Origin of the sequence: Stenotrophomonas sp. S49 (assembly GCF_016624905.1) — a bacterium.
Lineage (GTDB): Bacteria > Pseudomonadota > Gammaproteobacteria > Xanthomonadales > Xanthomonadaceae > Stenotrophomonas.
In genome coordinates this window covers 36,270-58,605 of the sequence record NZ_JACVUD010000009.1, presented here as the reverse complement: position 1 = coordinate 58,605, position 22,336 = coordinate 36,270, and the positions used below count along the sequence as shown (strand labels likewise).

Sequence of the window (22,336 nt, the reverse complement as noted above, 5' to 3'; positions counted from 1 at the left end):
CAGTAGATCCACGCCATGCGAGGATGGGCGTTAGCGCCTGACCCAGCCGCCCACCATGGCCCAGCCCTTGGGGCGGTGGAAGCAACCGTCAAGCATCTGCTGATTCCGGTGCGGCATGACCTCGGTCCGGATCGGCCTGAATGGGCGCCCCTGGCAGCGGGCCTTCGCCCCGCCCGCGCCCTACAATGGGCACATGCAGATCGGCCCGTACACCATTGCCCCCAACGTCGTGCTGGCGCCCATGGCCGGCGTCACCGACAAACCGTTCCGCCTGCTGTGCAAACGGCTGGGTGCGGGTCTGGCCGCCTCGGAAATGACCATCAGCGACCCGCGCTTCTGGAACACGCGCAAGTCGATCCACCGCATGGACCATGACGGCGAGCCGGCCCCCATCAGCGTGCAGATTGCCGGCACCGAACCGCAGCAGCTGGCCGAGGCGGCCCGCTACAACGTCGACCACGGCGCGCAGATCATCGACATCAACATGGGCTGCCCGGCCAAGAAGGTGTGCAATGCCTGGGCCGGTTCCGCGCTGATGCGCGACGAGGCGCTGGTAGCCCGCATCCTGGAGGCGGTGGTGAACGCGGTGCCGGTGCCGGTCACGCTGAAGATCCGCACCGGCTGGGACTGCGACCACCGCAATGGTCCGCTGATTGCGCGCATTGCCGAGGACAGTGGCATTGCCGCGCTGGCGGTGCATGGCCGCACCCGCGACCAGCATTACACCGGCCAGGCCGAATACAGCACCATTGCCGAGATCAAGGCCGCGCTGCGCATTCCGGTCATCGCCAATGGTGATATCGATTCGCCGCAGAAGGCCGCGCAGGTGTTGCAGCAGACCGGGGTGGACGCGGTGATGATCGGCCGTTCCGCGCAGGGCCGGCCGTGGATCTTCCGCGAAGTGGCGCACTATCTGGCCACAGGCCAGGAACTGCCGCCGCCGTCGCTGGCCGAAGTGCGCGACATCCTGCTGGGCCATCTGCATGCACTGCACGCGTTCTACGGTGAACCGCAGGGCGTGCGCATCGCCCGCAAGCACCTGGGCTGGTACGCCAAGGACCGCCCGGAAAACGCCGCCTTCCGCGCCGTGGTGAACCGCGCCGAAGATCCGGCCAGCCAGATCGCACTGACGGCCGAGTATTTCGACCGCCTGATCGCCGGGGAGCCGGCCATGCCCACAGCCGCCTGACCGCCAGCCCATTCGCAACGTCGAGCATGCTCGACGCCCGCACTTGTAGAGTCGAGCTTGCTCGACCACCGCATTGGTAGAGTCGAGCTTGCTCGACTGATTATCAAAATAGTCGAGCAAGCTCGACTCTACGCGCCCTGCATCGAGCAAGCTCGACGCTCCCAAGCAAACTCGACCGCCACACGAGCCCGCCATGACCCCGCCGATCTCCTCCCCCACCTATCTGCACGGTTTTTCCGGCACCGAACAGCAGCGCCTGATGACCCAGGCACGCCTGCTGGAATCAAGCATCTTCGGCCAGATCGACTACAGCGGCGCCCGCCGCCTGCTGGAAGTGGGCAGCGGCGTGGGCGCGCAGACCGAGATCCTGCTGCGCCGTTTCCCCGACCTGCACGTGACCGGCGTGGACCTGAGCGAGGCCCAGCTGGCCACGGCGCGCGAGAACCTGGCGCGCACGCCCTGGTGCAGCGACCGCTACACCCTGCAGCAGGCCGATGCCGGTGAACTGCCGTTCGAGGCGCGCAGCTTCGATTCGGCCTTCCTGTGCTGGGTGCTGGAGCACGTGCCTTCGCCGGCCCGCGTACTGAGCGAAGTCCGCCGCGTGCTGGCGCCGGGTTCGCCGGTGTACATCACCGAAGTGATGAATGCCTCGTTCCTGCTCGATCCGTATTCGCCGCACATCTGGCGTTACTGGATGGCCTTCAACGACTTCCAGTACGACCACGGCGGCGACCCGTTCGTCGGCGCCAAGCTGGGCAACCTGCTGCTGGCCGGCGGCTTCCGCGACGTGCATACCGAAATCAAGACCATCCACCTGGACAACCGCGAACCGGCGCGCCGCAAGACCATGATCGCGTTCTGGGAACAGCTGCTGCTGTCGGCGGCCGACCAGCTGCTGCAGGCCGGTGCGGTGGATGAGGAGACCGTGGAAGGCATGCGCCGCGAGTTCCGGCTGGTGCAGAACGATCCCAACGCGGTGTTCTTCTATTCGTTCGTGCAGGGCCGCGCCACAGTGTATTGAGAACCCATCCACGCATGGCGTGGATCTACGGGGTGTGCCAGATGCGCTGCCACATCACTGCCAACCGACTCTTCATCGCGGCCCGCGCCTGCGGGCTGCTGTAATCGGTGCGGCGCTGCTCGGGCACGATCGGCTGCCACTGTCCGTCGGCCTGGCGGGCCACGGCGAAGTTGAAGGTGTAGTCCGGCTCCAGGCCCATGCGCAGATCGCTCAGCACCAGCGTGCCATCCACCACCTGCGCGCGCATGAAACCGCGATTGAACCACTGCAGGCGCTGCACCGCAGGCAGGTGTGCGGCCTGGCGCAGCGCCTGCACGTTCGAGGCATGCCCTTCGAACTGCATTGGGCCGCTGTCGGCCAACAACGAACGGTCGCCCACGACGTAGCCATTGGGCGTCATCGCCACTACCCGCCACAGCAGGGTGTTGAACGGCATCGGCACCGAGAAGCGCGGCGCGTCGCCCAGGCCCATCGCGGCCAGGCTCTGCTGCGCGGCCTTGTCCACCTGCGCCTTGGCCACCAGCCCCCAGCCCAGGTAAGCATTGCTGACCAGCAGCGCCACGCCCAGCACCTTGCCGGCCCACGGCCGCGCGCGACCGAACCAGGCCAGCACGCAGCCCAGCAGCAGCCACACCGTGTAGGCCGGATCGATGATGAAGACACTGGAGCCCATCGCAGGATGCGGCTGCAGCGGCCACCACAACTGCGTGCCGTAGACAGTGAACGCATCCAGCAGCGGATGGGTCACCAGCGCCAGCTGGATGGCCCAGAACCAGCGCACTGGCGACTCTGCCACGCGCCCATGGCCGAAGCGTTTGAACAGCCACCAGATCGCGGCGGCCACCCAGGGCAGCACCAGCAGCGAGTGGCTGAAGCTGCGGTGCTCGACCATGTTCGCCACCGGGTCGCTGGCGGTGAAGCCAAGCCAGAGCGCGTCCAGGTCCGGCAGAGTGCCCAGCGCCGCGCCAGCCGACAGGGCCGCGCGGCGATGGCCGGGCGGCGCGATGGCAGCAGCTACCGCGCCACCAAGTACGATCTGGGTCAATGAGTCCATGTCGCGATGCTAGCGCGAAGGCGCGCGCAGGGTCGACGTACGGCGGAACGGCGGAACGGCGGTAGAGTCGACTGTCAGTCGACTATCGCGCGCAGCGCGGGATTTTCGCGATGTGACGGAAGAGCAGTCGACTGACAGTCGACTCTACCCCTCGCGCGGCATCAGGCGGCCTGTCGAATGCGTGCGCCTGGCAGCTCGACCAGGGTCCGGCCGGTGTGGTCGAGCAGGCGCAAGGCGCCGTCATGGTCTTCGGCCAGCGCACTCAGGCTTTCCACCCAGTCACCATCGTTGGCATAGACCAGGCCATCGCGTTCGATCAGCGCCGCGCGATGGATGTGCCCGCAGACAATCCCGTCCAGCCCCCGCCGGCGCACGTCGTCCAGGCCGGCCTGCACGAAGCGCTGGATGTAGCGCTCGGCGGCACTGCTGCGCCGCTTCAGGAACTCGGACAACGACCAGTAACGCAGTCCCAACGGGCGACGTACCGCGTTGAACAGGCGGTTGCCGGTCAGGATGCGGTAGTACAGCCAATCACCGAAGCGCTCCTGCAGGCCGCCGAAGTGGGTCACGCCGTCGTAGTCGTCACCGTGCACCACCAGCAGGCGACGGCCGTCCGCGGTCACATGGATGGCACGCCGGCGCACCTGCATGGCCGGCAGCATCATGCCGCAGACCTGGCGCAGCGTGGCATCGTGGTTGCCCGGAATGTAGATGATGTCGGTGCCTGCCCTGCGCAGCGCGTGCAATGCCTGCACCACATCGCTGTGTGACTGCCGCCAGCGCGCGCTGCGGTGAGCCATCCACCACAGGTCGATGATGTCGCCCACCAGATACAGCTTCTCGCAGCGCAACCGGCCCAGGAAGCGCGCAAGTTCTGCGGCGTGGCAATGCGGCGAGCCCAGGTGCACGTCAGACACGAACACGGCCCGATGGCGCGGCGGCAGCGGCGCCACCCCGCTCATGCCACCACCCCGGCATCGCGCAGGTAGCGCTTGCGCTTGTGCGGCCGGATCGCCTGCAGGTCCACCTCGATCAAGCCGTCGATGGAATCGCTGAAATCCGGATCGACGCCGAAGGCCAGGAAGCGGGCACCACCGGGTTCGCACAGCTCGGTGTATTGCCGGTACAACGTCGGCACCGCCGTTCCCAGCGCGGCCAGGTTGGCCTTCAGCACGTCGAAGGCTGCAGCTGCGTCCAGTTCACCGTAGCTGGGCGGTGCGGCGAAATACTGGAACGGACGATGCGATTCGACAAGACCCTGCGCGCCACCGTGGTAGCGCTGGTAGTAGGCCACCAGCTGCTCGCGTGCATCGCGCGGCAATGCCGCACTGATGGACACCGCGCCGAACAGGTAGCGGATTCCCGGCTGGCACTGCAGGTAGGCACCAATGCCCTGCCACAGATAATCCAGGCTGCGGCTGCCCCAGTACTCGGGCACCACGAAGCTGCGGCCCAGCTCCAGCCCTTCGGCGATGCGTGGAATGGCATCGTCGGAATAGCGGAACAGCGAAGCGCTGTAGAGGCCGCCCAGACCGCGACGGGCCAGCGCCTGGGCCCCGCGCATGATGCGGTAGGCACCGGCGATGCGCTGCGCCACCGCATCCCAGATCACGATGTGCTGGTAGTCCAGGTCGAACGCGTCCAGATCACGCGCGCGACCGGTGCCCTCGCCCACGCGGCGGAAGGTCAGTTCGCGCAGGCGCCCCAGTTCCAGCAGCAGCGGGCAACCCGCTGCGCAGCGCGCCAGCAGGATCTGCTTGCCGTCACCGGTCTGGCCCAGCAGCTGGGCCGTCGCCACGGCCCGGGCCACCTCGGCCGGCGGCAGCGGCGCGGCCAGCGGTTCCTGCGCCGGCGCGGCCGCGTCGCTGCAGCGCAGTGCATACAGCGCGCGCCGCACGGCCAGCAGCTGGGCGCTGGCATCACCGTGGGCGAGCTGCATCGGCTGGCCGATCTGCAGCCGCAATGGGCGTCCGCGGCGGGCGAACATCTCGCGCGCCAGCAAGGCGGTGCCGGCCGGCTTGAACAAGGCCGAGGCGCTGTAGAACAGCAGTGAATTGCGCGCCTGCACCCGCACCGGCAGCACCGGCGCCGACGATGCGCGGGCGAAACGGACGAAGCCACGCTGCCAGCGCCCATCGCGGATGCCATGCACCGACAGCCGCGACACTTCACCGGCGGGGAACACGATCACACACTGTTCGGCGCCCAGCGCCTGTTCCACCGCCAGCAGACTGGCGCGCTGCACCTTGCCGCCCAGCATGCGCACCGGCAGCAGCAGCTCCTGCAGCGGCGCCAGCGCGCCCAGCAGGTCGTTGGCCACGATGCGGACATCGCGCCGCACCCGGCCCACCGCATCCAGCAGGGCTAGCGCGTCCAGCGCCCCGGACGGGTGGTTGGCCACGACCAGCAGCCGCCCCTGCGCCGGAATGCGATCCAGCGCGCCGGCTTCCAGCTGGTAGGGGCTGCCCAGGAAATCCAGGCTGGCGGCGACGAAGTCGAAGCCACGCAGGCCCTGGCTGCGCTGCAGGAAGGCCTCGATGCGGTCCAGCCGCGACCAGCGACCGATACCGCGCAGCAGGGGCCGGGCAAGCTGCCCCCGGCGGCCATGGAACCATTCGGGGAAGCGTTGCTGGAGGCGCTGCTGCAGTTCCTGCATGGCGTGCTCGCGGGTGCCCGGCGGCCGGATTGGCGCAGAGCCTGCGCCCCGGCCAAGGCAGGCAGATGGCGGTTTGGCGGCAGAAAAATGACGGCCCCGCCCCGCGCATCCCCCCGCCAGAGCGGCCCGCCAATGGTCACGCAGATGGAACACTGGCCCTGCAACATCAGGCACTTGCGCCCCGCAGGGCCCGTGAAGACGGGCACACCGCCTTAACCACCGGCAACCTGTCTGGGTTCACAATGCACAGGCGGCGCACCCCGTGTATCATGCGCGCCCATCTTTCCATCCGAATCAAGGGATATACCGCCTGATGTCCAGCTATCTCTTCACCTCCGAGTCGGTCTCCGAAGGCCATCCGGACAAGGTTGCCGACCAGATCTCCGATGCGGTGCTGGACGCGATCCTGACCCAGGACCAGCGCGCCCGCGTGGCCTGCGAAACCATGGTCAAGACCGGTGTTGCCATCGTCGCCGGTGAAATCACCACCAGCGCGTGGATCGACCTGGAAGCGCTGACCCGCAAGGTCATCACGGACATCGGCTATGACAGCTCGGACGTCGGCTTCGACGGCGCCACCTGCGGCGTGCTGAACCTGATCGGCAAGCAGTCGCCGCACATCGCCCAGGGCGTGGACCGCAAGAAGCCCGAAGAAATGGGCGCTGGCGACCAGGGCCTGATGTTCGGCTACGCCACCAACGAAACCGACAGCTACATGCCGGCGGCCATCCACCTGTCGCACCGCCTGGTGGAACAGCAGGCCAAGATCCGCAAGAAGCGCAACTCGCCGCTGTCCTGGCTGCGCCCGGATGCCAAGAGCCAGGTCACCCTGCGCTATGAAAACGGCGAAGTCTCGGCCATCGATGCGGTCGTGCTGTCGACCCAGCATGCCCCGGGCATCAAGCAGAAGGACCTGATCGAGGCCGTCCGCGAAGAGATCATCAAGCCGGTGCTGCCGGCCAAGTGGCTGCACAAGGGCACCAAGTTCCACATCAACCCGACCGGCAAGTTCGAGATCGGTGGCCCGGTGGGCGACTGCGGCCTGACCGGCCGCAAGATCATCGTCGACACCTACGGCGGCTGGGCCCGTCACGGTGGTGGCGCGTTCTCCGGCAAGGATCCGTCCAAGGTCGACCGTTCGGCTGCCTACGCGGCCCGCTACGTCGCCAAGAACGTGGTTGCCGCCGGCCTGGCCGACCGTTGCGAAGTGCAGGTCTCCTACGCCATCGGCGTGGCTGAGCCGACCTCGATTTCGGTCACCACCTTCGGCACCGGCAAGATCAGCGACGACAAGATCGAGAAGCTGATCCGCAAGCACTTCGACCTGCGCCCGTACGGCATCATCAAGATGCTGGACCTGATCCACCCGATGTACCAGCAGACCGCGGCCTACGGCCACTTCGGCCGCAAGCCGAAGGAGTTCAGCTACCTCAACGGCGAAGGCGAGACCGTCAACGCCACGGCCTTCTCCTGGGAGAAGACCGACCGCGCCGCCGCCCTGCGCGCCGACGCCAAGCTGAAGTAAAGCCGGCCGGTAGAGCCGACGGGTAGAGCCGACTGTTAGTCGGCTGACCTTGCAGAAGGGCCGCGCAAGCGGCCCTTCTGCTTTCTGTAGAGTCGAGCTTGCTCGACTGCTCCTGGCATCGGCAGTCGAGCAAGCTCGACGCTACGCGGTCCATGCCCGATACAATCAGGCCATGTCGACCGAACTCAAATCCCACCAGCTGTCCATGACCGTGTTGATGTCGCCGGACATGGCCAATTTTTCCGGCAAGGTACACGGCGGTGCGATCCTGCGCCTGCTCGACCAGGTGGCCTACGCCTGCGCCAGCCGCTACGCCGGCAGCTACGTGGTTACCCTGTCGGTGGACCAGGTGATGTTCCGCCAGCCCATCGCGGTGGGTGAACTGGTCACCTTCCTGGCCTCGGTGAACTACACCGGCACCTCGTCGATGGAAATCGGCGTGAAGGTGGTGGCCGAGGACATCCTCAAGCGCAGCGTGCGCCACGCCAACAGCTGCTTCTTCACCATGGTGGCCGTGGACGAGGCCGGCAAGCCCACCGCCGTGCCGCCGCTGCAGTTGGAGAACAGCGACGAGCGCCGCCGCCACGCCGCTGCTCTCATCCGCCGCCAACTGCGCCAGGAAATGGAACAGCGGCACCTGGAACTGCTGGCATCGAACCCGCCCTCTCCAGAGTAGAGTCGAGCTTGCTCGACTGTGTTCTGCGTCAGTCGAGCAAGTTCGACTCTACCGTTGCTAACCCGCCGTCGCCGCAAGATTGAGGCGGGCGCGGCAAGCCCCGAACCCGCCGGGGCCGGTAGCGCCGGGCCACACCCGGCGGATGCAGACGATCAACCGGTGTTCTGCACGCCCTGCGAAACGCCGTTCACGCACGCCACCAGCGCGCGCAGCAGATCGTCATCCTCGCGCCCGCTGGCCCGCCAGCGCTGCAGCAGGTCGACCTGCAGCACGCTGATCGGATCCACGTAGGGGTTGCGCAGGCGGATCGACAGCGCCAGCCGCGCATCGTGGTCCAGCAGCGTCTTCTGGCCCAGCAGCGCCAGCAGCCAGTGCCGGGTCAGTTCAAGCTCGCGCTGCACCTGCGGGAAGAACCGCCCGTGCAGATCGCCGGACAGCAGCGAGAACTGCTCGGCAATGGTGATATCGCCCTTGGACAACACCATGGCGATGTCATCCAGGAAGGTGCGGAAGAATGGCCAGTCGCGCGCCATGTCCCGCAGCGTCTGCTCATGGCCGGCATCCACAGCCGCCTGCAGGCCACTGCCCACGCCATACCAGCCGGGAATGACCGCCCGCGCCTGGCTCCAGGCGAACACCCAGGGAATCGCCCGCAGGTTGCCCAGCGCTGCGTCCTGGCCGAGCCGCCGCGAGGGCCGCGAGCCCAGCGTCATCCGCTCGATCACATCGATCGGCGTGGCGGTGCGGAAGTAGTCCATGAACTGCGGTTGGCCCACGAATGCCCGATAGACCTCACTGCTGGCGGCAGCCACCTGGTCCATCACCGGCCGCCAATCGTCTTCGCGCGGCTCGGCCGCACGCGGGCGCAGGCTGGCGCGCAGCACCGCGCCGGTGGACTGCTCCAGTGAGCGCAAGGCCAGCGCGCGGATGCCGTACTTGCGATGGATCACCTCGCCCTGCTCGGTCACCCGCAGGCGGCCATCGATGCTGCCACGCGGCGAAGCATCCACCGCATGGGTCGTCTTGCCACCGCCGCGGCTGATCGAGCCGCCACGGCCGTGGAAGAAGGTCAGCCCGATGGACTGCTCGGCGGCCACTTCCAGCAGTTCCACCTGGGCACGCTGCAGGCCCCAGCGCGATGCCGCGATGCCGCCGTCCTTGCTGCTGTCCGAATAGCCCAGCATCACCATCTGCACATCGCCCCGTGCGCGCAGGTGTGCGCGATACACCGGGTCGGCCAGCAGGTCCCGCAGGGTGGCAGTACCGCGCTTCAGATCGTCCACTGTTTCAAACAGCGGGGCGATATCCAGTGGCACCGCGCCCTCGTCATCAACCAGGCCGCCGCGCCGCGCCAGCGCCAGCACCGCCAGCACGTCGCTGCGGTCATGCGCCATGGAGATGATGTAGCTGCCCAAGGCATCGGCACCGTGGCGTGTACGGGCATCGGCCAGCGCCGCGAACACGGCATCCAGGCGCGCGTTGCCTTCATCGCTGCCGGCCGGCAACGGTGTTTCGCCGCTGGCGTGCGGGCCCAGCAACCGTGCCCGGCCCAGCGCGTCCAGCGCCTGCCATGCATCCTCACCGCCCAGCACCGCCGCCAGCGCGCGCGCATGCACGCTCGATTCCTGGCGCACGTCCAGCCGCGCCAGATGGAAGCCAAAAGTCTTCACCCGCCACAGCAGTCGCTGCACCGCAAAGCCACCGGCATGCTCGCCGCGGTTGCCACGCAGGCTGTCCAGGATCAGCTGCAGATCGTCGATCAGTTCATCCGGGCCGGCATAGGCACCGTGCGCATCGTCCAGCGTGGCCTGCAGGCGCGCACGCATGCGGTCGTTGAGCAGACGGTACGGCATGTCGGCATGGCGTGGCCGCGACTGCACCTGCGGCAACTGCTGCTGGTACTGCGCCACGCGCGCCTGCAGCGCCTCGCTCACCCCCACCCGCTCGGTGGACTGGCTGAGCAGGCTGGCCAGCTGCAGCAGTTCCTTCTGGTAACGGCCCAGCACCGCCTGGCGCTGCGCATCCAGGGTGTTGCGGATGGTGCCGGCATCCACGTTGGGGTTGCCGTCCATGTCGCCGCCTACCCAGGTGCCGAAGCGCAGCAGGCGTGGCAGCGGCAGTTCCTGTCCATAGGTATCGCGCAGCGCCTGCTGCAGCGATTCGTACAGCACCGGGATCACCCGGTACAGCACCTGCACCAGATAGAAACCCACGTGTTCGCGTTCATCATCCACGGTGGGCCGCACCGGCGATGAATCGGTGGTCTGCCATGAAGCGGTCAGCGCCATGCGGAAGCGCGCGGCGTCGGCGGCGGCTTCACCGGGCGTGCGCTGGCCATCCAGGTTGTCCACCAGGCTGGCCACCATCAACTGTTCCTTTTCCAGCAGCGCGCGGCGCACCGCTTCGGTGGGATGGGCGGTGAACACCGGTTCGATGTCGATACGCGGCAACCACTGTGCCAGTTCGTCCAGGCTCACGCCCTGCGCTTTCAGGTGCTGCAGCGCGTCCTGCAGACCGTCAGGCTGCGGCGCGGCGGTACCGGCACGCTGGTAATCGCGGCGGCGGCGGATGCGGTGCACGCGCTCGGCAATGTTCACCACCTGGAAGTAGGTACTGAACGCACGCACCATGGTTTCGGCCTGCTGCGGCGTGCGCCCGGCCAGGCCCTGCGCCAGTTCGGCCAGCGGCGCCTGGTTTTCGCGGCGGGCGATGGCGCGGGTGCGCACATCCTCCACATCATCGAGGAACGCGGCGGAGACTTGTTCCACCAGCAGATCGCCAACCAGTGCGCCCAGCCGGCGCACATCATCGCGAAGCGGAAGATCGGGGGAAGCGAATTCGATGCTGCTGCGGTACTCGTTCATCGGCGACGCACGAACCTCTGGGCATGATCCGTCGCCAAGCCTACCCCAGTTCGCCGCCGTTGCTGCGGCGCGAAAATGGTTTCATCTGCACGTATCGTCCGGCTACGGATACACCAATCGCGGAAATACCGACGGGGTAGAGTCGACCGTTGGTCGACTGCCGAAATCCCGCGCTGCGCGCGATAGTCGACCAACGGTCGACTCTACCCGCGGCGGGGCCCCGGGGGGGGGGGGCCCCCCCCCCCCCCCCCCCGCGGCGGCCCCCATTGCAGGGGCCGCCATCACACACGCCTCAGCGCTTCTTCTTCGCCTTGCCCTGCGGCACCGGGCCCAGGGTCTGTTCCAGCCAGCGCTCGCTTTCGGCCAGCATGGTCATGATCGATTCGCGTGCGCGGTAGGCATGCGATTCGTTGGGCAGCATCACCAGCCGCGCGGTGCCGCCCAGGCCCTTCACCGCTGCGAACATGCGCTCGCTCTGGATCGGGAACGTGCCAGAGTTGTTGTCGTCCACGCCATGGATGAACAGGATCGGGTCCTTGATGTCGCCGGCGTAATTGAACGGCGACATCTTCTGGTAGACGTCCTGCGCCTGCCAGTAGTTGCGTTCCTCGGCCTGGAAACCAAACGGAGTGAGCGTGCGGTTGTAGGCGCCGCTGCGGGCGATGCCGGCCTTGAACAGCCGCGTATGGGCCAGCAGGTTGGCGGTCATGAACGCACCGTAGGAATGGCCACCGATGGCGATGTGGTCACGATCGGTCACGCCACGGCGCACCACCTCGTCCACCGCGGCCTGCGCGTTGGCCACCAGCTGTTCGATGTAGGTGTCGTTGGGTTCCTTGTCGCCCTCGCCGATGATCGGCATGGTCGGGCTGGCCAGCACCACGTAGCCCTTGGCCAGGAACGCCTGCGGGCCCCAGTAGCTGACCGCGTTGAAGCGGTACGGCGAATCGGTCACCTGGCTGGCCGCGGCGGCACTCTTGAACTCACCCGGGTAGGCCCACATCAGCAGCGGGCGCGGGCCATCGCGCTTGGGGTCGTAGCCCGGCGGCAGCAGCAGCGTGGCGGTCAGGTCCACGCCGTCGGCACGCTTGTAGCGGATCTGCTCCTTCTGCACGCCCTTCAGCTGCGGCAGCGGGTGGGCGAAGTGGGTCAGCGCGCGCGGCGCGGCACTGGTATCGGCCAGCGACTGCACCTGGTAGTTGGCCGGCTCGTCGGGGCTTTCGCGGGTCAGCAGCAGCGAGGTGCCTTCCTGGTCCAGCAGCGCAACCGGCAACGAATAGGCCGGCGCCTGCGAATGGAACAGGCGCGTGGCCTGGCGGCTTTCGATATCGAAGCGGTCCACGAACGGACGGTCACCTTCCGGCGAAGCGCCCTGCCCGTACAGGAAGATGCTGCGGCCATCGGCGGTGGTCTGCAGGCGTGCGCGACCATTCACATCGCGCACCACGCCGGCACGGCCCGGATCGTTGTAGCGGTCCTGCGCATCGCGGTCCCACAACAGCTGCGGCGCCTGCGCAGCATCGTCCGGGGCGATGCGCCAGGTCTTGCTGTTGCGGGTCTTCCACCACGACTCATTGAGCAGGGCCAGGTCGCCGCGGCCCCAGGTGATGCCGGCGAAACGGCTGCCCAGCTGGGCCAGGGTCACCGGCGGCTTGTCGAACGGCGCGGCCTGCATGAACACCGCATCGCGCACCTTCGCTTCGCGGTTCGGATCGCCACCGTCCTGCGCCTCGGCCCAGACCAGGGTGGCGCCGGCGTCGGCGCGCCAGCTGATGTCACGCACGCCGGTCACTTCGGCATCGTTGCCGGTCGGCAGGCCTTCCACCAGCGGCCGAATAGCCACGGTGTGGGCCAGCTGGCCGTTGCGGTCCAGCACTTCGATGCGGCGTGGGAAGCTGCCTACCGGCACCACATAGGAATACGGACGCTGCACGCGCTGGCTGAGCAGGTAGTTGCCGTCGGGCGATACGCTGAAATCCAGATAGATGCCCGCCGCACCCAGCGCGCGGGTCTGCCCGTCCAGGCCGACCTGCATCGGCTGGGCCTTGGCGTAGTAGTCGAACAGGCGCGCGTCGGCCTCGTTCTTCAGCAGGTCCTGGTAGGTGCGGATGGACACCACGCCGCTGCTCTTGCCGGTCTGCTGCACGGCCGGGCCGGTGGGCACGCCGTCGGCCGGCGGCGGATCACCTGCGCCTGCCACGCGGGTCATGACGATCAGCCCACGGCTGTCAGGCAGCCACTGGTAGCCCTCGCCAAACACCGTGTTCAGACCGGCCTGTAGGCGGCGGGCGCTGCCAGCGGCCACGTCCACCAGCCACAGTTCGTTGGCACCGCTGGCCGCGTCCACCTGGTTGAAGGCCAGCCACTTCTGGTCCGGCGACCAGGCCAGACCGGCAATCGACAGCTGTGCCGGCAGGCCACTGATCTGCCGCTCCTTGCCATCGGCCACGTTCATCAGCCACAGCTTCTGGCCGAAGCTGAAACGGCTGTCGGAGAAGGTGCGCGGATTGATGCGCACGCCGGCCAGCTTCAGTTCCGGCTGTGCCACCACCTGGATCGACGGCAGCGACGGCATCTGCATCAGCGCGGCCACGTCGCGGCGCGGCGACAGTGACAGCGTGGGCGCACGCGGCGCGTCCACCACCGCCTGCAGCGCGGCCGACGGCAGTTCGTAGCCGGCGGCGGCCTGGGCGGTGGCGGCCGGCGCGGTACCGGCCGACCAGGCCAGCGGCGCTACGGTCAGCAGGGCCATCGACAGGACCAGACCGGTCCAGCGCCGCTGGCGGCGCGCGTGCTTGCTCATCGTTCTTCCTGTTTCGGTGCGTGAAGACCCCGACCTTAACAGGCAGCGCCACGGCCCCCATCTGCCGATGGTTGGGGGCCGCGATATACTGGGCGTTCTCCCCTGCCGAGGGGCGCTGCGACCGGAACCCATGAGGCCCGGCCAGGCTCGGTAAGGTGGTTTTGTAACAACGGCGCCCGGCTAGATGCGAGCACCCGCTCGTCCACAACCGGAGCTACTGCATGAACGCTGTTGCCAAGACCTTCTCCACCGAAGGCGACTACAAGATCCGCGACATCACCCTGGCCGACTGGGGCCGCAAGGAACTGGACATCGCCGAGCACGAAATGCCGGGCCTGATGTCGATCCGCCGCAAGCACGCCACCAGCCTGCCCCTGAAGGGCGTGCGCGTGACCGGTTCGCTGCACATGACCATCCAGACCGCGGTGCTGATCGAAACCCTGAAGGACATCGGCGCCGACGTGCGCTGGGCCTCGTGCAACATCTTCTCCACCCAGGACCACGCCGCCGCGGCCATCGCCGCCACCGGCACCCCGGTGTTCGCCTGGAAGGGCGAAACCCTGGAAGAGTACTGGGACTGCACCCTGGACGCGCTGACCTTCACCCTGGCCGACGGCACCCTGACCGGCCCGGAGTTGGTGGTGGACGACGGCGGTGACGTGACCCTGCTGATCCACAAGGGCTACGAGCTGGAAAACGGCAGCGACTGGGTCAACACCGCCTCGTCCTCGCACGAAGAACAGGTCATCAAGAACCTGCTCAAGCGCGTTGCCACCGAGCGCCCGGGTTACTGGGGCCGCGTGGTGAAGGACTGGAAGGGCGTCTCCGAAGAGACCACCACCGGCGTGCACCGCCTGTACCAGCTGGCCCAGGCCGGCACCCTGCTGATCCCGGCGATCAACGTCAACGACTCGGTCACCAAGAGCAAGTTCGACAACCTGTACGGCTGCCGCGAGTCGCTGGCCGACGGCCTGAAGCGCGCGATGGACGTGATGCTGGCCGGCAAGGTTGCCGTGGTCTGCGGCTACGGCGACGTGGGCAAGGGCTGCGCCGCCTCGCTGCGTGCCTACGGTGCGCGCGTGATCGTCACCGAGATCGACCCGATCTGCGCCCTGCAGGCGGCGATGGAAGGCTACGAAGTCAACACCATCGAATCGACCCTGGGCCGTGCCGACCTGTACGTCACCACCACCGGCAACAAGGACATCATCCGCATCGAGCACCTGAGCGCGATGAAGGACCAGGCCATCGTCTGCAACATCGGCCACTTCGACAACGAAATCCAGGTCGATGCGCTGGTGGCGTTCCCGGGCGTGAAGCACGTGAACATCAAGCCGCAGGTGGACAAGTACATCTTCCCCAACGGCAATGCGATCTTCCTGCTGGCCGAAGGCCGCCTGGTGAACCTGGGCTGCGCCACCGGCCACCCGAGCTTCGTCATGTCCAACTCGTTCGCCAACCAGACCCTGGCCCAGATCGACCTGTGGGCCAACAAGGACAGCTACGAGAAGAAGGTCTACCTGCTGCCCAAGCACCTGGACGAAGAAGTGGCCCGCCTGCACCTGGAAAAGATCGGCGTGAAGCTGACCACCCTGACCCAGGAACAGGCCGACTACATCGGCGTGCCGGTGCAGGGCCCGTTCAAGCCGGACCACTACCGCTACTGATCGTGCCGGGGTCGGATCCCTTTCCGCAGGAAAGGGCTCTGACCCCCGCAACGGATACACACGGAACGGGCGCCTTCGGGCGCCCGTTTTGTGTTCCGCGCGCCCTGTCACAGAGCCCTACGAAGTCGCTTGCTACGCTTTCCCCCCCTGCGGCCCCCGCCGCAGGTGTTCCAGTGCCCAGCCCGCTCCGTGCGGCCGCCACGGCGCCCCCGTTCCATGGTTCGCCCCATGCCTGCCGCCCGCAGGCCATGCGCCAGGACGCAGACATCAAAGGATCGACATGCAGCGCAGCAGTGAACGTATGACCCGGGCCCTGAAGCCCCTGATGACCCTGTGCTGGGTGGCCCTGCTGGCCGCCTGCACCCCGCCGTCCAGCGACGCCCAGGCCACCGCCCCGGCGGCGGCCAGCGAAGCGGCCGGTGCCGACGGCAAGGGCGCCACCGCCCCGGCTGCCGCCCCCGCAGGCAGCACCGCCTGTGCCGATGGCGCATCGCCGGCGCAGACCCTGATCTGCAAGGACCCGGCCCTGACCGGCCTGGACGCGGACCTGGGCAAGGCCCTGGCCACCGCACAGGCCACCCTGGACAGTGCAGGCCAGACCAGGCTGCAGGCCGAGCAGCAGCGCTGGATCCAGCACACGCGCGACCTGTGCGGCGACGCACAGTGCCTGCAGCAGGTGTTCGCCGACCGCATCAAGGTGCTGACCGCCACCCGTGACGGCCTGGTCGACCAGGACGCCTGCGAAACGCCCGACGGCCAGAAGCAGTGCGTGGACACGCTGGTCCTGCGCGACCCCAACAGCCAGCTGGCAGCCTTCAACACGCTGCTGGGCGAAAACGGTCAGGAAGGCCGGCTGCTGGGCTGCAGCGCCGCCACCAACATGGGCGGCGGCCCCAACGCCCTGCTGGCGGCCAACTGCACGCAGGAAACCACCGCCGGCAAGCGCAACGTGCAGCTGTGCAGCAACCAGATGGTGGGCCAGTTCGCGCTGGAGCCGGCACCGGCCGCCTACGGCATCCAGGCCACCCGCCAGCTGCTCGGCTTCACCCAGCAGCACTGCGCCGGCTGAGATCCGCCGGGCGCGCCCGGCTCTTTTTCCCTCTTTGAAGGACCATGACCATGGCAACGGATTCCACACTTACCCGCGAACAGCTGTCCACGCTGTTCCTCAACACCGAGCTGGGCGGCAATACCCGCCACCTGGACCACTTCGCATACGCGCAGAAGGGCGCCAGCACCTACTCGTTCGGGCTGGTGCAGTTCGACGTCGGCGGCAACCCGCAGGCCCGGCGCTTCCTGCGCGACAACGGCTTTACCGCCGGTGACATCGAACTGCTGTCGCAGCAGGGTGGGCTCAGCACCCAGCAGCTGGCGGCGCTCGACGCCAAGCTGCAGGCCATTCCGCAGGCGAAGATGGACGAGCTCACCAACGCCAAGCTGGACAGCGCCATCGAGCGCGTCGACGACGCCATCGCCAAGGTGCGTGCCACCAACCCGGCCGCCGCCGATGCCATCGCGGCCAACCCGGAACTGCAGCTGGCCATGGCCGACTACGACAACCAGTTCGGCAGCATGGGCCCGCAGTTCATCAACTATCTGGCCGGCAACGCGGAAAAGCTGCAGGGCGGCACCATCCAGGCCGGCAATCCGCCGACCCGCGGCGACGTGCAGAACTTCGTCGATGCCACCAAGTACGGCATCCAGGCGCCGGGCGCCGTGGCCAGCCGCGATGAGCGCTTCGACCGGGCCATGACCCAGCTCGGCATCACTCCCACCCATGCCCCCTCGCACGGTTCGCCCGGCACGCCTGCCGGCAACGGCGTGCTGGTCAACGGCAGCAAGGGCGATGAGGTGCAGGCCATGCAGCAGAAGCTGTCGGACCTGGGCTACCTGGGCAAGGACGGCAAGCCGCTGGTAGCCGATGGCGATTTCGGCCCCGGCACCCTGGAAGCGGTCAAGCAGTTCCAGCGGGACCACCAGCTGACTGTCGACGGCAAGGCCGGCGGCGGCACCCTGGGCGCGCTGGATGCAGCCACCCAGCAGCACGCGCAGGCGGTCGAACAGGAACGCGCAGCGGCCGAACCGACCATGGCCACCCCGGGCCACGCCGACAACCCGCGTTACCAGCAGGTCGTGGAAAAGCTGGAAGCGCTGGAAGACCAGCGCCGCCAAGGCGGCCTGTCGCCGCTGTTCAATGACCGCAACCAGCTCGAGAACGCTGCTGGCCAGGTGGCTTACGAGTCCAAGGTGGCCGGCATGAGCCAGGTCGACACCGTGCTGGCGCGGCCGGACAACCAGGGCGTGTTCGCGGTGCAGGGCCAGCTCGGCGATCCCGCCATGCACCGCACCTACGTCGACCTGTCGCAGGCGGTGAACCAGAACCTGCAGGACAGCACGCGGCAGAGCCAGGCGCTGGACAACGAACTGTCGCAGCGGCAGACCCAGGAACAGATGCAGACCCAGCAGTCGATGTCGCGCTGATTCCGCGTAACGGGGTCGGATCCCTTCCCAGCGGAAAGGGCTCCGACCCCGTGGCCTGGATCTACATGCGCTGCCGGTCATCGTGCAGCGCAGTCTGGCACCGTGCGGCGAAGTCGCGCCGCCAGGCCGCCAGGTCGAAGCCTTCGCGCTGCTGGAAGGAAACAGTCTCGCTGCTCAACACGTAGCAGCGGTTCTGGCTCACACGCAGTGCCGCCAGCGTGTCGCCAGCCTGCCAGCACTGATCAATGCACGCCTGCATCAGCGCATAGTCCGGGTTGGTCTTGGCGCCACCGAAGCCGAATCCCATCTGCTGGGCCATCACCAGCACGGGATCGCCGCTGGCATCGGCTGTCCGCAGGATACGCAGCACACCGGGCTCGGGAATGCCGAACGCCCAGTTCGCCAGAATGGCAAAACGTGCCGCCGCCACCGCCTCCGCATGCTGACCCAGGCGCATCTGCTGCCCTGCCAGCATGGCCCACGCGCGCTGCAGTTCCGGAAAGCGGCTGCAGGCATCTTCCAGCAGCGCGATTGCCTGGGCCGGCTCAGCGGCCTGCACATGCTGCTGCGCGCGATCGATCAAGGGCAACGGCGATTCCGCATCCGGGACCGCGTGCTCATGTGGCGCCCCGCCCTCATCGTCGTCTTCCTCCGCGCCACCGGCATCCAGCCACTGCGCGAAGACATCCAGCGAGGAATGGCGGAAGACCATGCGCCCTTCGTCATGGAACATTTCGCAGACCACGGGCGGCTCAGCCTCGCGACCCAATGGCCAGTACAGACCGAACTGATCACCGTTGCCCAGCGCAGCTTCGGCGATCGGCCAGAAGCCCTGCGGTGGGTAGGGCCCCGCGCACGGCTCGCTATCCAGGGTCAGGCCATGAAGCAGGTGCGGTGCGCGCATGATGAGATTCCAGACGGTGTGCAGCGCGCATTATCGCAGGGGCCCGCCAGTAGCCTCGGTCAAGGCAAGCCCATCCCTGCGCGCTACGATGCGTGCATGACCCCCGCCATCAATCTGCTCAAGCGCGAGAAGATCGCCCACACCGTGCGCAGCTACGTGCACGATGCCCACGCCGCCTCCTATGGCGGCGAAGCCGTGGAAAAGCTCGGCCTGGACCCGGCGCAGGTGTTCAAGACCCTGCTGGCCAGCAGCGAAACCCACGAGCTGCTGGTGGCCATCGTGCCGGTGGCCGGCCAGCTGGACCTGAAAGCGCTGGCCGAAGCCGCGGGTTGCAAGAAGTGCGACATGGCTACCGCCGATGCCGCGCAGCGCGCGACCGGCTATCTGGTCGGTGGCATCAGCCCGCTGGGCCAGAAGAAGCGCCTGCGTACCTTCCTCGATGCCAGTGCGCAATCACTGCACACACTGCACGTCAGCGCCGGCCGTCGTGGCCTGGAAGTGGAACTGGCCCCGACCGATCTGCTGCAGCTCACCGGCGGACACTTCGCCGCCATCGGCAGGGCGCGTTGATGCGTTGGCCGTGGTCTGCGGCGCCGGCACCCGGTCTCGACCATGCGCAGGCGCAGATGCTGCTGCAGGATCTGTTGTCAGGCGACGGCGAGCGCATCACCGACGCCGCGCGTACGCTCGCCCGACTGTTCGATGCCGCGCCGCTGGATGCACTGGCACCGCATGCGGCGTTGATCGAGCAGCGCAGCGCGGGCATTGCGCAGGGCGGCATGCTGGTCAGCAACCAGGCGCACCTGAAGGCGGCGCTGCAGCGGCTGCGCTACTGGCAGGCGGGCACCGGCTGCCTGTGTGCACTCAACCCCGGCTATCCGTTCTTCGACCCTCGTCGCCTGATCGAACACGGGCAGATGCAGCTGCTGTCGTTCGACGCAGCGGAGGATGGCTGGGGCGACTGCCATAGCGTCGCCTGCACCCACTGCGGTCAGCACTGGCAGGCCATCGACCGCGAGTATCACTACCCGTGGTGGGAGTGGAAAACCGTCAAACGGTGAAGCAGCCACGCATGGCGTGGCTCTACTGGCCTGCCCCTACGGCCGCCAGTTGGCGTTGTTTTCCCAGAATTCCACCGAACGCCGGTAGGCCTCGCGGTCCAGCGGCACGCCGGAACCGCCCTCCTCCACGCCCAGCGCATTGCGCATCATGGTGATCGGGGCCATCGGTACTTCTTCCGGCTCGGCGGTGTAGATGCAGCCGACGATGCCCCAGTCGGCCTCGATCGGCGAACCTTCCTTCGCCAGCTGCTCGGCGCTGTACAGGATCACCACCAGGTAGTTCGCGCGCGGCGATTCCACCCCCTCGAACCAGCGCACCAGTACCGGCAGCTCCTCGCGGTTGCGCGCTTCATAGCCGCTGCGCAGCAGGTGCCGGTTGGCCTCGGTCACCGGCACGGTCAGGCAGCGCGTGCTGGTCCAGTTCTCGTAGACGAACAGCTTGCAGAACGGCGCATAGCCATCCAGCACCTTGAACGGCGCGTGCGCGTTCAGGTGCGCCTGGAACTGCTCGGCGCTGACGTCCTGGATGGTGTTGCCACGGGGCACGCGTGGGAAGAGGCGGGGACGGGCGAATTCGGTGAGGACGATGGACATGGTGTGATGTAGGCAGACGGTACAGCACAGGGTAACCGCTGCGTCCGCCTACAGCGCCATCCGCTCGCGCAGCTCCCGCGCCTGCCGCCGTGATACTTCTACTTCGCTGCCATCATCCAGTGCCAGGTCGTAACCATCACCCACACTGGGGGTCACCGCGCGGATGCGGCGCAGGTTTACCAGCGTGTTGCGGTTGGCACGGAAGAACATATCTTGCGGCAGTCGCGCTTCCAGCGCACTCAGGCTGCGGCTGAGCAGGGCGTTCTCGCCGCGGAACCACAGGCGGGTGTAGTTGCCATCCACAACAAGGCGGCGGATCTCGCTGACCGCCACGAACCAGCAGCGCTCGCCGTCACGCACGAACACCTGGTCATGCGCGCCCAGCGTGCCACGCGCCGCCGGCACTTCGGCCTGCATGTCCTCGCGCTGGCGTGCCCGCTGCAGTGCTTCCAGCAGTCGCGGCGCCTCGACCGGCTTGACCAGGTAATCCAGCGCGTTGGCCTGGAAGGCGCGCACCGCATAGGTGTCGTAGGCAGTGACGAACACCACCGCCGGCACGCGTTCCAGCCCGTCCAGCACGTCGAAGCCGCTGCCGGAGGGCATCTGCACATCCAGCAGCACCAGGTCCGGTGCCAGCGTGGCGATCGCCGCGCGGGCGGCCGGCACGTCATCGGCCTCGCCCACGCACTGCACCCACGGCCAGGCCGACAACAGCGTGCGCAGTTCCTGCCGCGCCAACCGCGCATCATCGACAATCAATACACGCAGCATGCCGCTCATTGCGGAATCTCCAGCACGGCCTGCATGCCCTCGCCCACCGGCTGCAGGGTGAATCTTCCGTGGCTGCCAAGCTGCGCACGCAGATAGGCAAGGCCGACCCCGTGACTGTGGATGTCCCCGCTGCCGCTGGCCCGTGGGTTGTCCACCTGCAGGCGCAGCACGTCCTGGCCCAGCGCGGCATGAATCCGCACCTCGCCACCGCCCGGGCGCTGGGCGATGCCGTGCTTGATCGCGTTTTCCACCAGCAGCTGCAGCGCCATCGCAGGCAGCTGTGCCTGCAGGGCATCGGCGTCGATGTGGCGTTGCACCTGCAGGCGCTGTTCGAAGTGGATGCTTTCAATGGCCAGATAGTCATCAACCACGGCCAGCTCCTCGGCCAGGGTGACCTGCTCGCTGCGGTTGTGCGCCAATGCCTGGCGCAACGTGCGCGACAGCCGGGTCACCATATCGCGCGCGCGCTCGGGGTCTTCCAGGATCAGCGCGCGCAGGTTGTTCAGTGCGTTGAACACGAAGTGCGGATTGAGCCGGGCACGCAGCGCGTCGCGCTCCAGCGCACTGCGTTCGGCCTCGGCGCGCAGGCGGGCCAGTTCGGCATGGCGCGCACGGCGCACGCTGTGCAGACCGGCCCATACCGCCGTCCACAGACCCAGTACCAGCACGGTGTTGAGCCAGTAGAGCACGCGTGCGAGTGGGCGGAAATCGGCCGGTCGGCCAGCGAAATCCACCCAGCCCAGCGCCAGTGCCGGCTGTAGCACGGCGGTCAGCAGCAACTGCGCCAGGGCCGCACCCAGCAACACCGCCAGCGCCAGCCGCACGGCCAGCGCGCCAACCTCCAGCTGCCACCAGTGGCGCGCCACCGCCAGCGCGCGCACGGCGCCGCTGACGGCGCACAGCGCAATGGCCAGGCCCACGCTGATCAACGTGCCGCCACTGCTGGCGCCCGCGCCGAAGGCCCCGCTCATGGCCAGACTGAGCAGGCCGAACAGCAGCCAGCCGATGCCGTTGATCAGCCAGAAGCGCAGCGTGGAGGTGGGATCAGGCATGGTGGAACCCCAAGGCAG

The 22,336-nt window shown here is 67.7% G+C and carries 18 protein-coding genes and 1 riboswitch; of the genes, 9 read left to right on the top strand and 9 right to left on the bottom strand.

All coding sequences use genetic code 11. The features are described from left to right. Positions 1 to 193 precede the first annotated feature (193 nt). On the top strand, positions 194 to 1,189 hold the full coding sequence (gene dusB / locus IAE58_RS03535; protein ID WP_108757641.1) for a tRNA dihydrouridine synthase DusB: 996 nt from the start codon (positions 194 to 196) through the stop codon (positions 1,187 to 1,189). A 193-nt stretch (positions 1,190 to 1,382) separates the two neighbouring features. Then, entirely contained in the window at positions 1,383 to 2,210 is an 828-nt protein-coding gene (locus IAE58_RS03530; protein WP_108755440.1) for a class I SAM-dependent methyltransferase, read from the top strand. A 25-nt stretch (positions 2,211 to 2,235) separates the two neighbouring features. On the opposite strand, the gene IAE58_RS03525 is transcribed toward IAE58_RS03530, so the two are convergent. The 3 genes from IAE58_RS03525 to IAE58_RS03515 all read right to left on the bottom strand — a co-directional run bounded on the left by IAE58_RS03525 (position 2,236) and on the right by IAE58_RS03515 (position 5,920). Beyond that, on the bottom strand, positions 2,236 to 3,264 hold the full coding sequence (locus tag IAE58_RS03525) for a metal-dependent hydrolase (protein ID WP_199933742.1): 1,029 nt from the start codon (positions 3,262 to 3,264) through the stop codon (positions 2,236 to 2,238). A 161-nt stretch (positions 3,265 to 3,425) separates the two neighbouring features. Continuing rightward, the gene (locus tag IAE58_RS03520; protein ID WP_199933743.1) at positions 3,426 to 4,226 is read right to left on the bottom strand and encodes a UDP-2,3-diacylglucosamine diphosphatase; all 801 of its coding nucleotides are present in this window, start codon (positions 4,224 to 4,226) and stop codon (positions 3,426 to 3,428) included. Next, positions 4,223 to 5,920 carry a GNAT family N-acyltransferase gene (locus tag IAE58_RS03515; protein WP_199933744.1) on the bottom strand — a complete coding sequence of 566 codons (1,698 nt, stop codon included), beginning with the start codon at positions 5,918 to 5,920 and terminating at the stop codon, positions 4,223 to 4,225. Before IAE58_RS03515 ends, IAE58_RS03520 begins: the two co-directional genes overlap by 4 nt. 313 nt (positions 5,921 to 6,233) lie before the next feature. Between IAE58_RS03515 and metK the strand changes: the two genes are divergently transcribed. Continuing rightward, positions 6,234 to 7,445: a methionine adenosyltransferase gene (gene metK, locus IAE58_RS03510; protein WP_108748558.1), complete on the top strand. Its 1,212-nt coding sequence runs from the start codon at positions 6,234 to 6,236 to the stop codon at positions 7,443 to 7,445. Positions 7,446 to 7,617: 172 nt separating this feature from the next. Further along, entirely contained in the window at positions 7,618 to 8,121 is a 504-nt protein-coding gene (locus IAE58_RS03505) for an acyl-CoA thioesterase (RefSeq protein ID WP_108761260.1), read from the top strand. A 152-nt stretch (positions 8,122 to 8,273) separates the two neighbouring features. On the opposite strand, the gene ppc is transcribed toward IAE58_RS03505, so the two are convergent. Both ppc and IAE58_RS03495 read right to left on the bottom strand, forming a co-directional pair. After that, on the bottom strand, positions 8,274 to 10,985 hold the full coding sequence (gene ppc, locus IAE58_RS03500) for a phosphoenolpyruvate carboxylase (protein ID WP_199933745.1): 2,712 nt from the start codon (positions 10,983 to 10,985) through the stop codon (positions 8,274 to 8,276). A 292-nt stretch (positions 10,986 to 11,277) separates the two neighbouring features. Beyond that, positions 11,278 to 13,788 carry a prolyl oligopeptidase family serine peptidase gene (locus IAE58_RS03495; protein ID WP_199932214.1) on the bottom strand — a complete coding sequence of 837 codons (2,511 nt, stop codon included), beginning with the start codon at positions 13,786 to 13,788 and terminating at the stop codon, positions 11,278 to 11,280. 101 nt (positions 13,789 to 13,889) lie between these two features. Then, positions 13,890 to 13,973, top strand: a riboswitch (S-adenosyl-L-homocysteine riboswitch). Positions 13,974 to 14,009: 36 nt separating this feature from the next. Between IAE58_RS03495 and ahcY the strand changes: the two genes are divergently transcribed. The 3 genes from ahcY to IAE58_RS03480 all read left to right on the top strand — a co-directional run bounded on the left by ahcY (position 14,010) and on the right by IAE58_RS03480 (position 17,936). Further along, on the top strand, positions 14,010 to 15,455 hold the full coding sequence (ahcY, locus tag IAE58_RS03490) for an adenosylhomocysteinase (RefSeq protein ID WP_108761257.1): 1,446 nt from the start codon (positions 14,010 to 14,012) through the stop codon (positions 15,453 to 15,455). Between the two features lie 301 nt (positions 15,456 to 15,756). Beyond that, positions 15,757 to 16,524: a lysozyme inhibitor LprI family protein gene (locus tag IAE58_RS03485; protein WP_233614489.1), complete on the top strand. Its 768-nt coding sequence runs from the start codon at positions 15,757 to 15,759 to the stop codon at positions 16,522 to 16,524. Between the two features lie 50 nt (positions 16,525 to 16,574). Next, positions 16,575 to 17,936: a peptidoglycan-binding domain-containing protein gene (locus IAE58_RS03480; protein ID WP_233614493.1), complete on the top strand. Its 1,362-nt coding sequence runs from the start codon at positions 16,575 to 16,577 to the stop codon at positions 17,934 to 17,936. Between the two features lie 61 nt (positions 17,937 to 17,997). Here the strand turns inward: IAE58_RS03480 and IAE58_RS03475 are convergent, their stop codons facing one another. Continuing rightward, positions 17,998 to 18,840, bottom strand: coding sequence for a tetratricopeptide repeat protein (locus IAE58_RS03475; RefSeq protein WP_199932217.1), 843 nt, complete (start codon positions 18,838 to 18,840; stop codon positions 17,998 to 18,000). Between the two features lie 96 nt (positions 18,841 to 18,936). On the opposite strand from IAE58_RS03475, the gene ybaK reads away from it, so the two are divergent. After that, positions 18,937 to 19,410: a Cys-tRNA(Pro) deacylase gene (ybaK, locus tag IAE58_RS03470; RefSeq protein WP_199932218.1), complete on the top strand. Its 474-nt coding sequence runs from the start codon at positions 18,937 to 18,939 to the stop codon at positions 19,408 to 19,410. Then, the gene (locus tag IAE58_RS03465) at positions 19,410 to 19,901 is read left to right on the top strand and encodes a hypothetical protein (RefSeq protein WP_199932219.1); all 492 of its coding nucleotides are present in this window, start codon (positions 19,410 to 19,412) and stop codon (positions 19,899 to 19,901) included. The genes ybaK and IAE58_RS03465 overlap by 1 nt, the downstream gene beginning before the upstream one ends. A 36-nt stretch (positions 19,902 to 19,937) precedes the next feature. Here IAE58_RS03465 and IAE58_RS03460 read toward each other — a convergent pair whose 3' ends face one another. The 3 genes from IAE58_RS03460 to IAE58_RS03450 are packed head-to-tail and all read right to left on the bottom strand — an operon-like array spanning position 19,938 to position 22,318. Continuing rightward, positions 19,938 to 20,495: a DUF3228 family protein gene (locus tag IAE58_RS03460; protein WP_108761253.1), complete on the bottom strand. Its 558-nt coding sequence runs from the start codon at positions 20,493 to 20,495 to the stop codon at positions 19,938 to 19,940. 48 nt (positions 20,496 to 20,543) lie between these two features. Then, on the bottom strand, positions 20,544 to 21,275 hold the full coding sequence (locus tag IAE58_RS03455; protein WP_199932220.1) for a LytTR family DNA-binding domain-containing protein: 732 nt from the start codon (positions 21,273 to 21,275) through the stop codon (positions 20,544 to 20,546). Beyond that, on the bottom strand, positions 21,272 to 22,318 hold the full coding sequence (locus IAE58_RS03450; protein WP_199932221.1) for a histidine kinase: 1,047 nt from the start codon (positions 22,316 to 22,318) through the stop codon (positions 21,272 to 21,274). The genes IAE58_RS03455 and IAE58_RS03450 overlap by 4 nt, the downstream gene beginning before the upstream one ends. Positions 22,319 to 22,336: the final 18 nt, after the last annotated feature.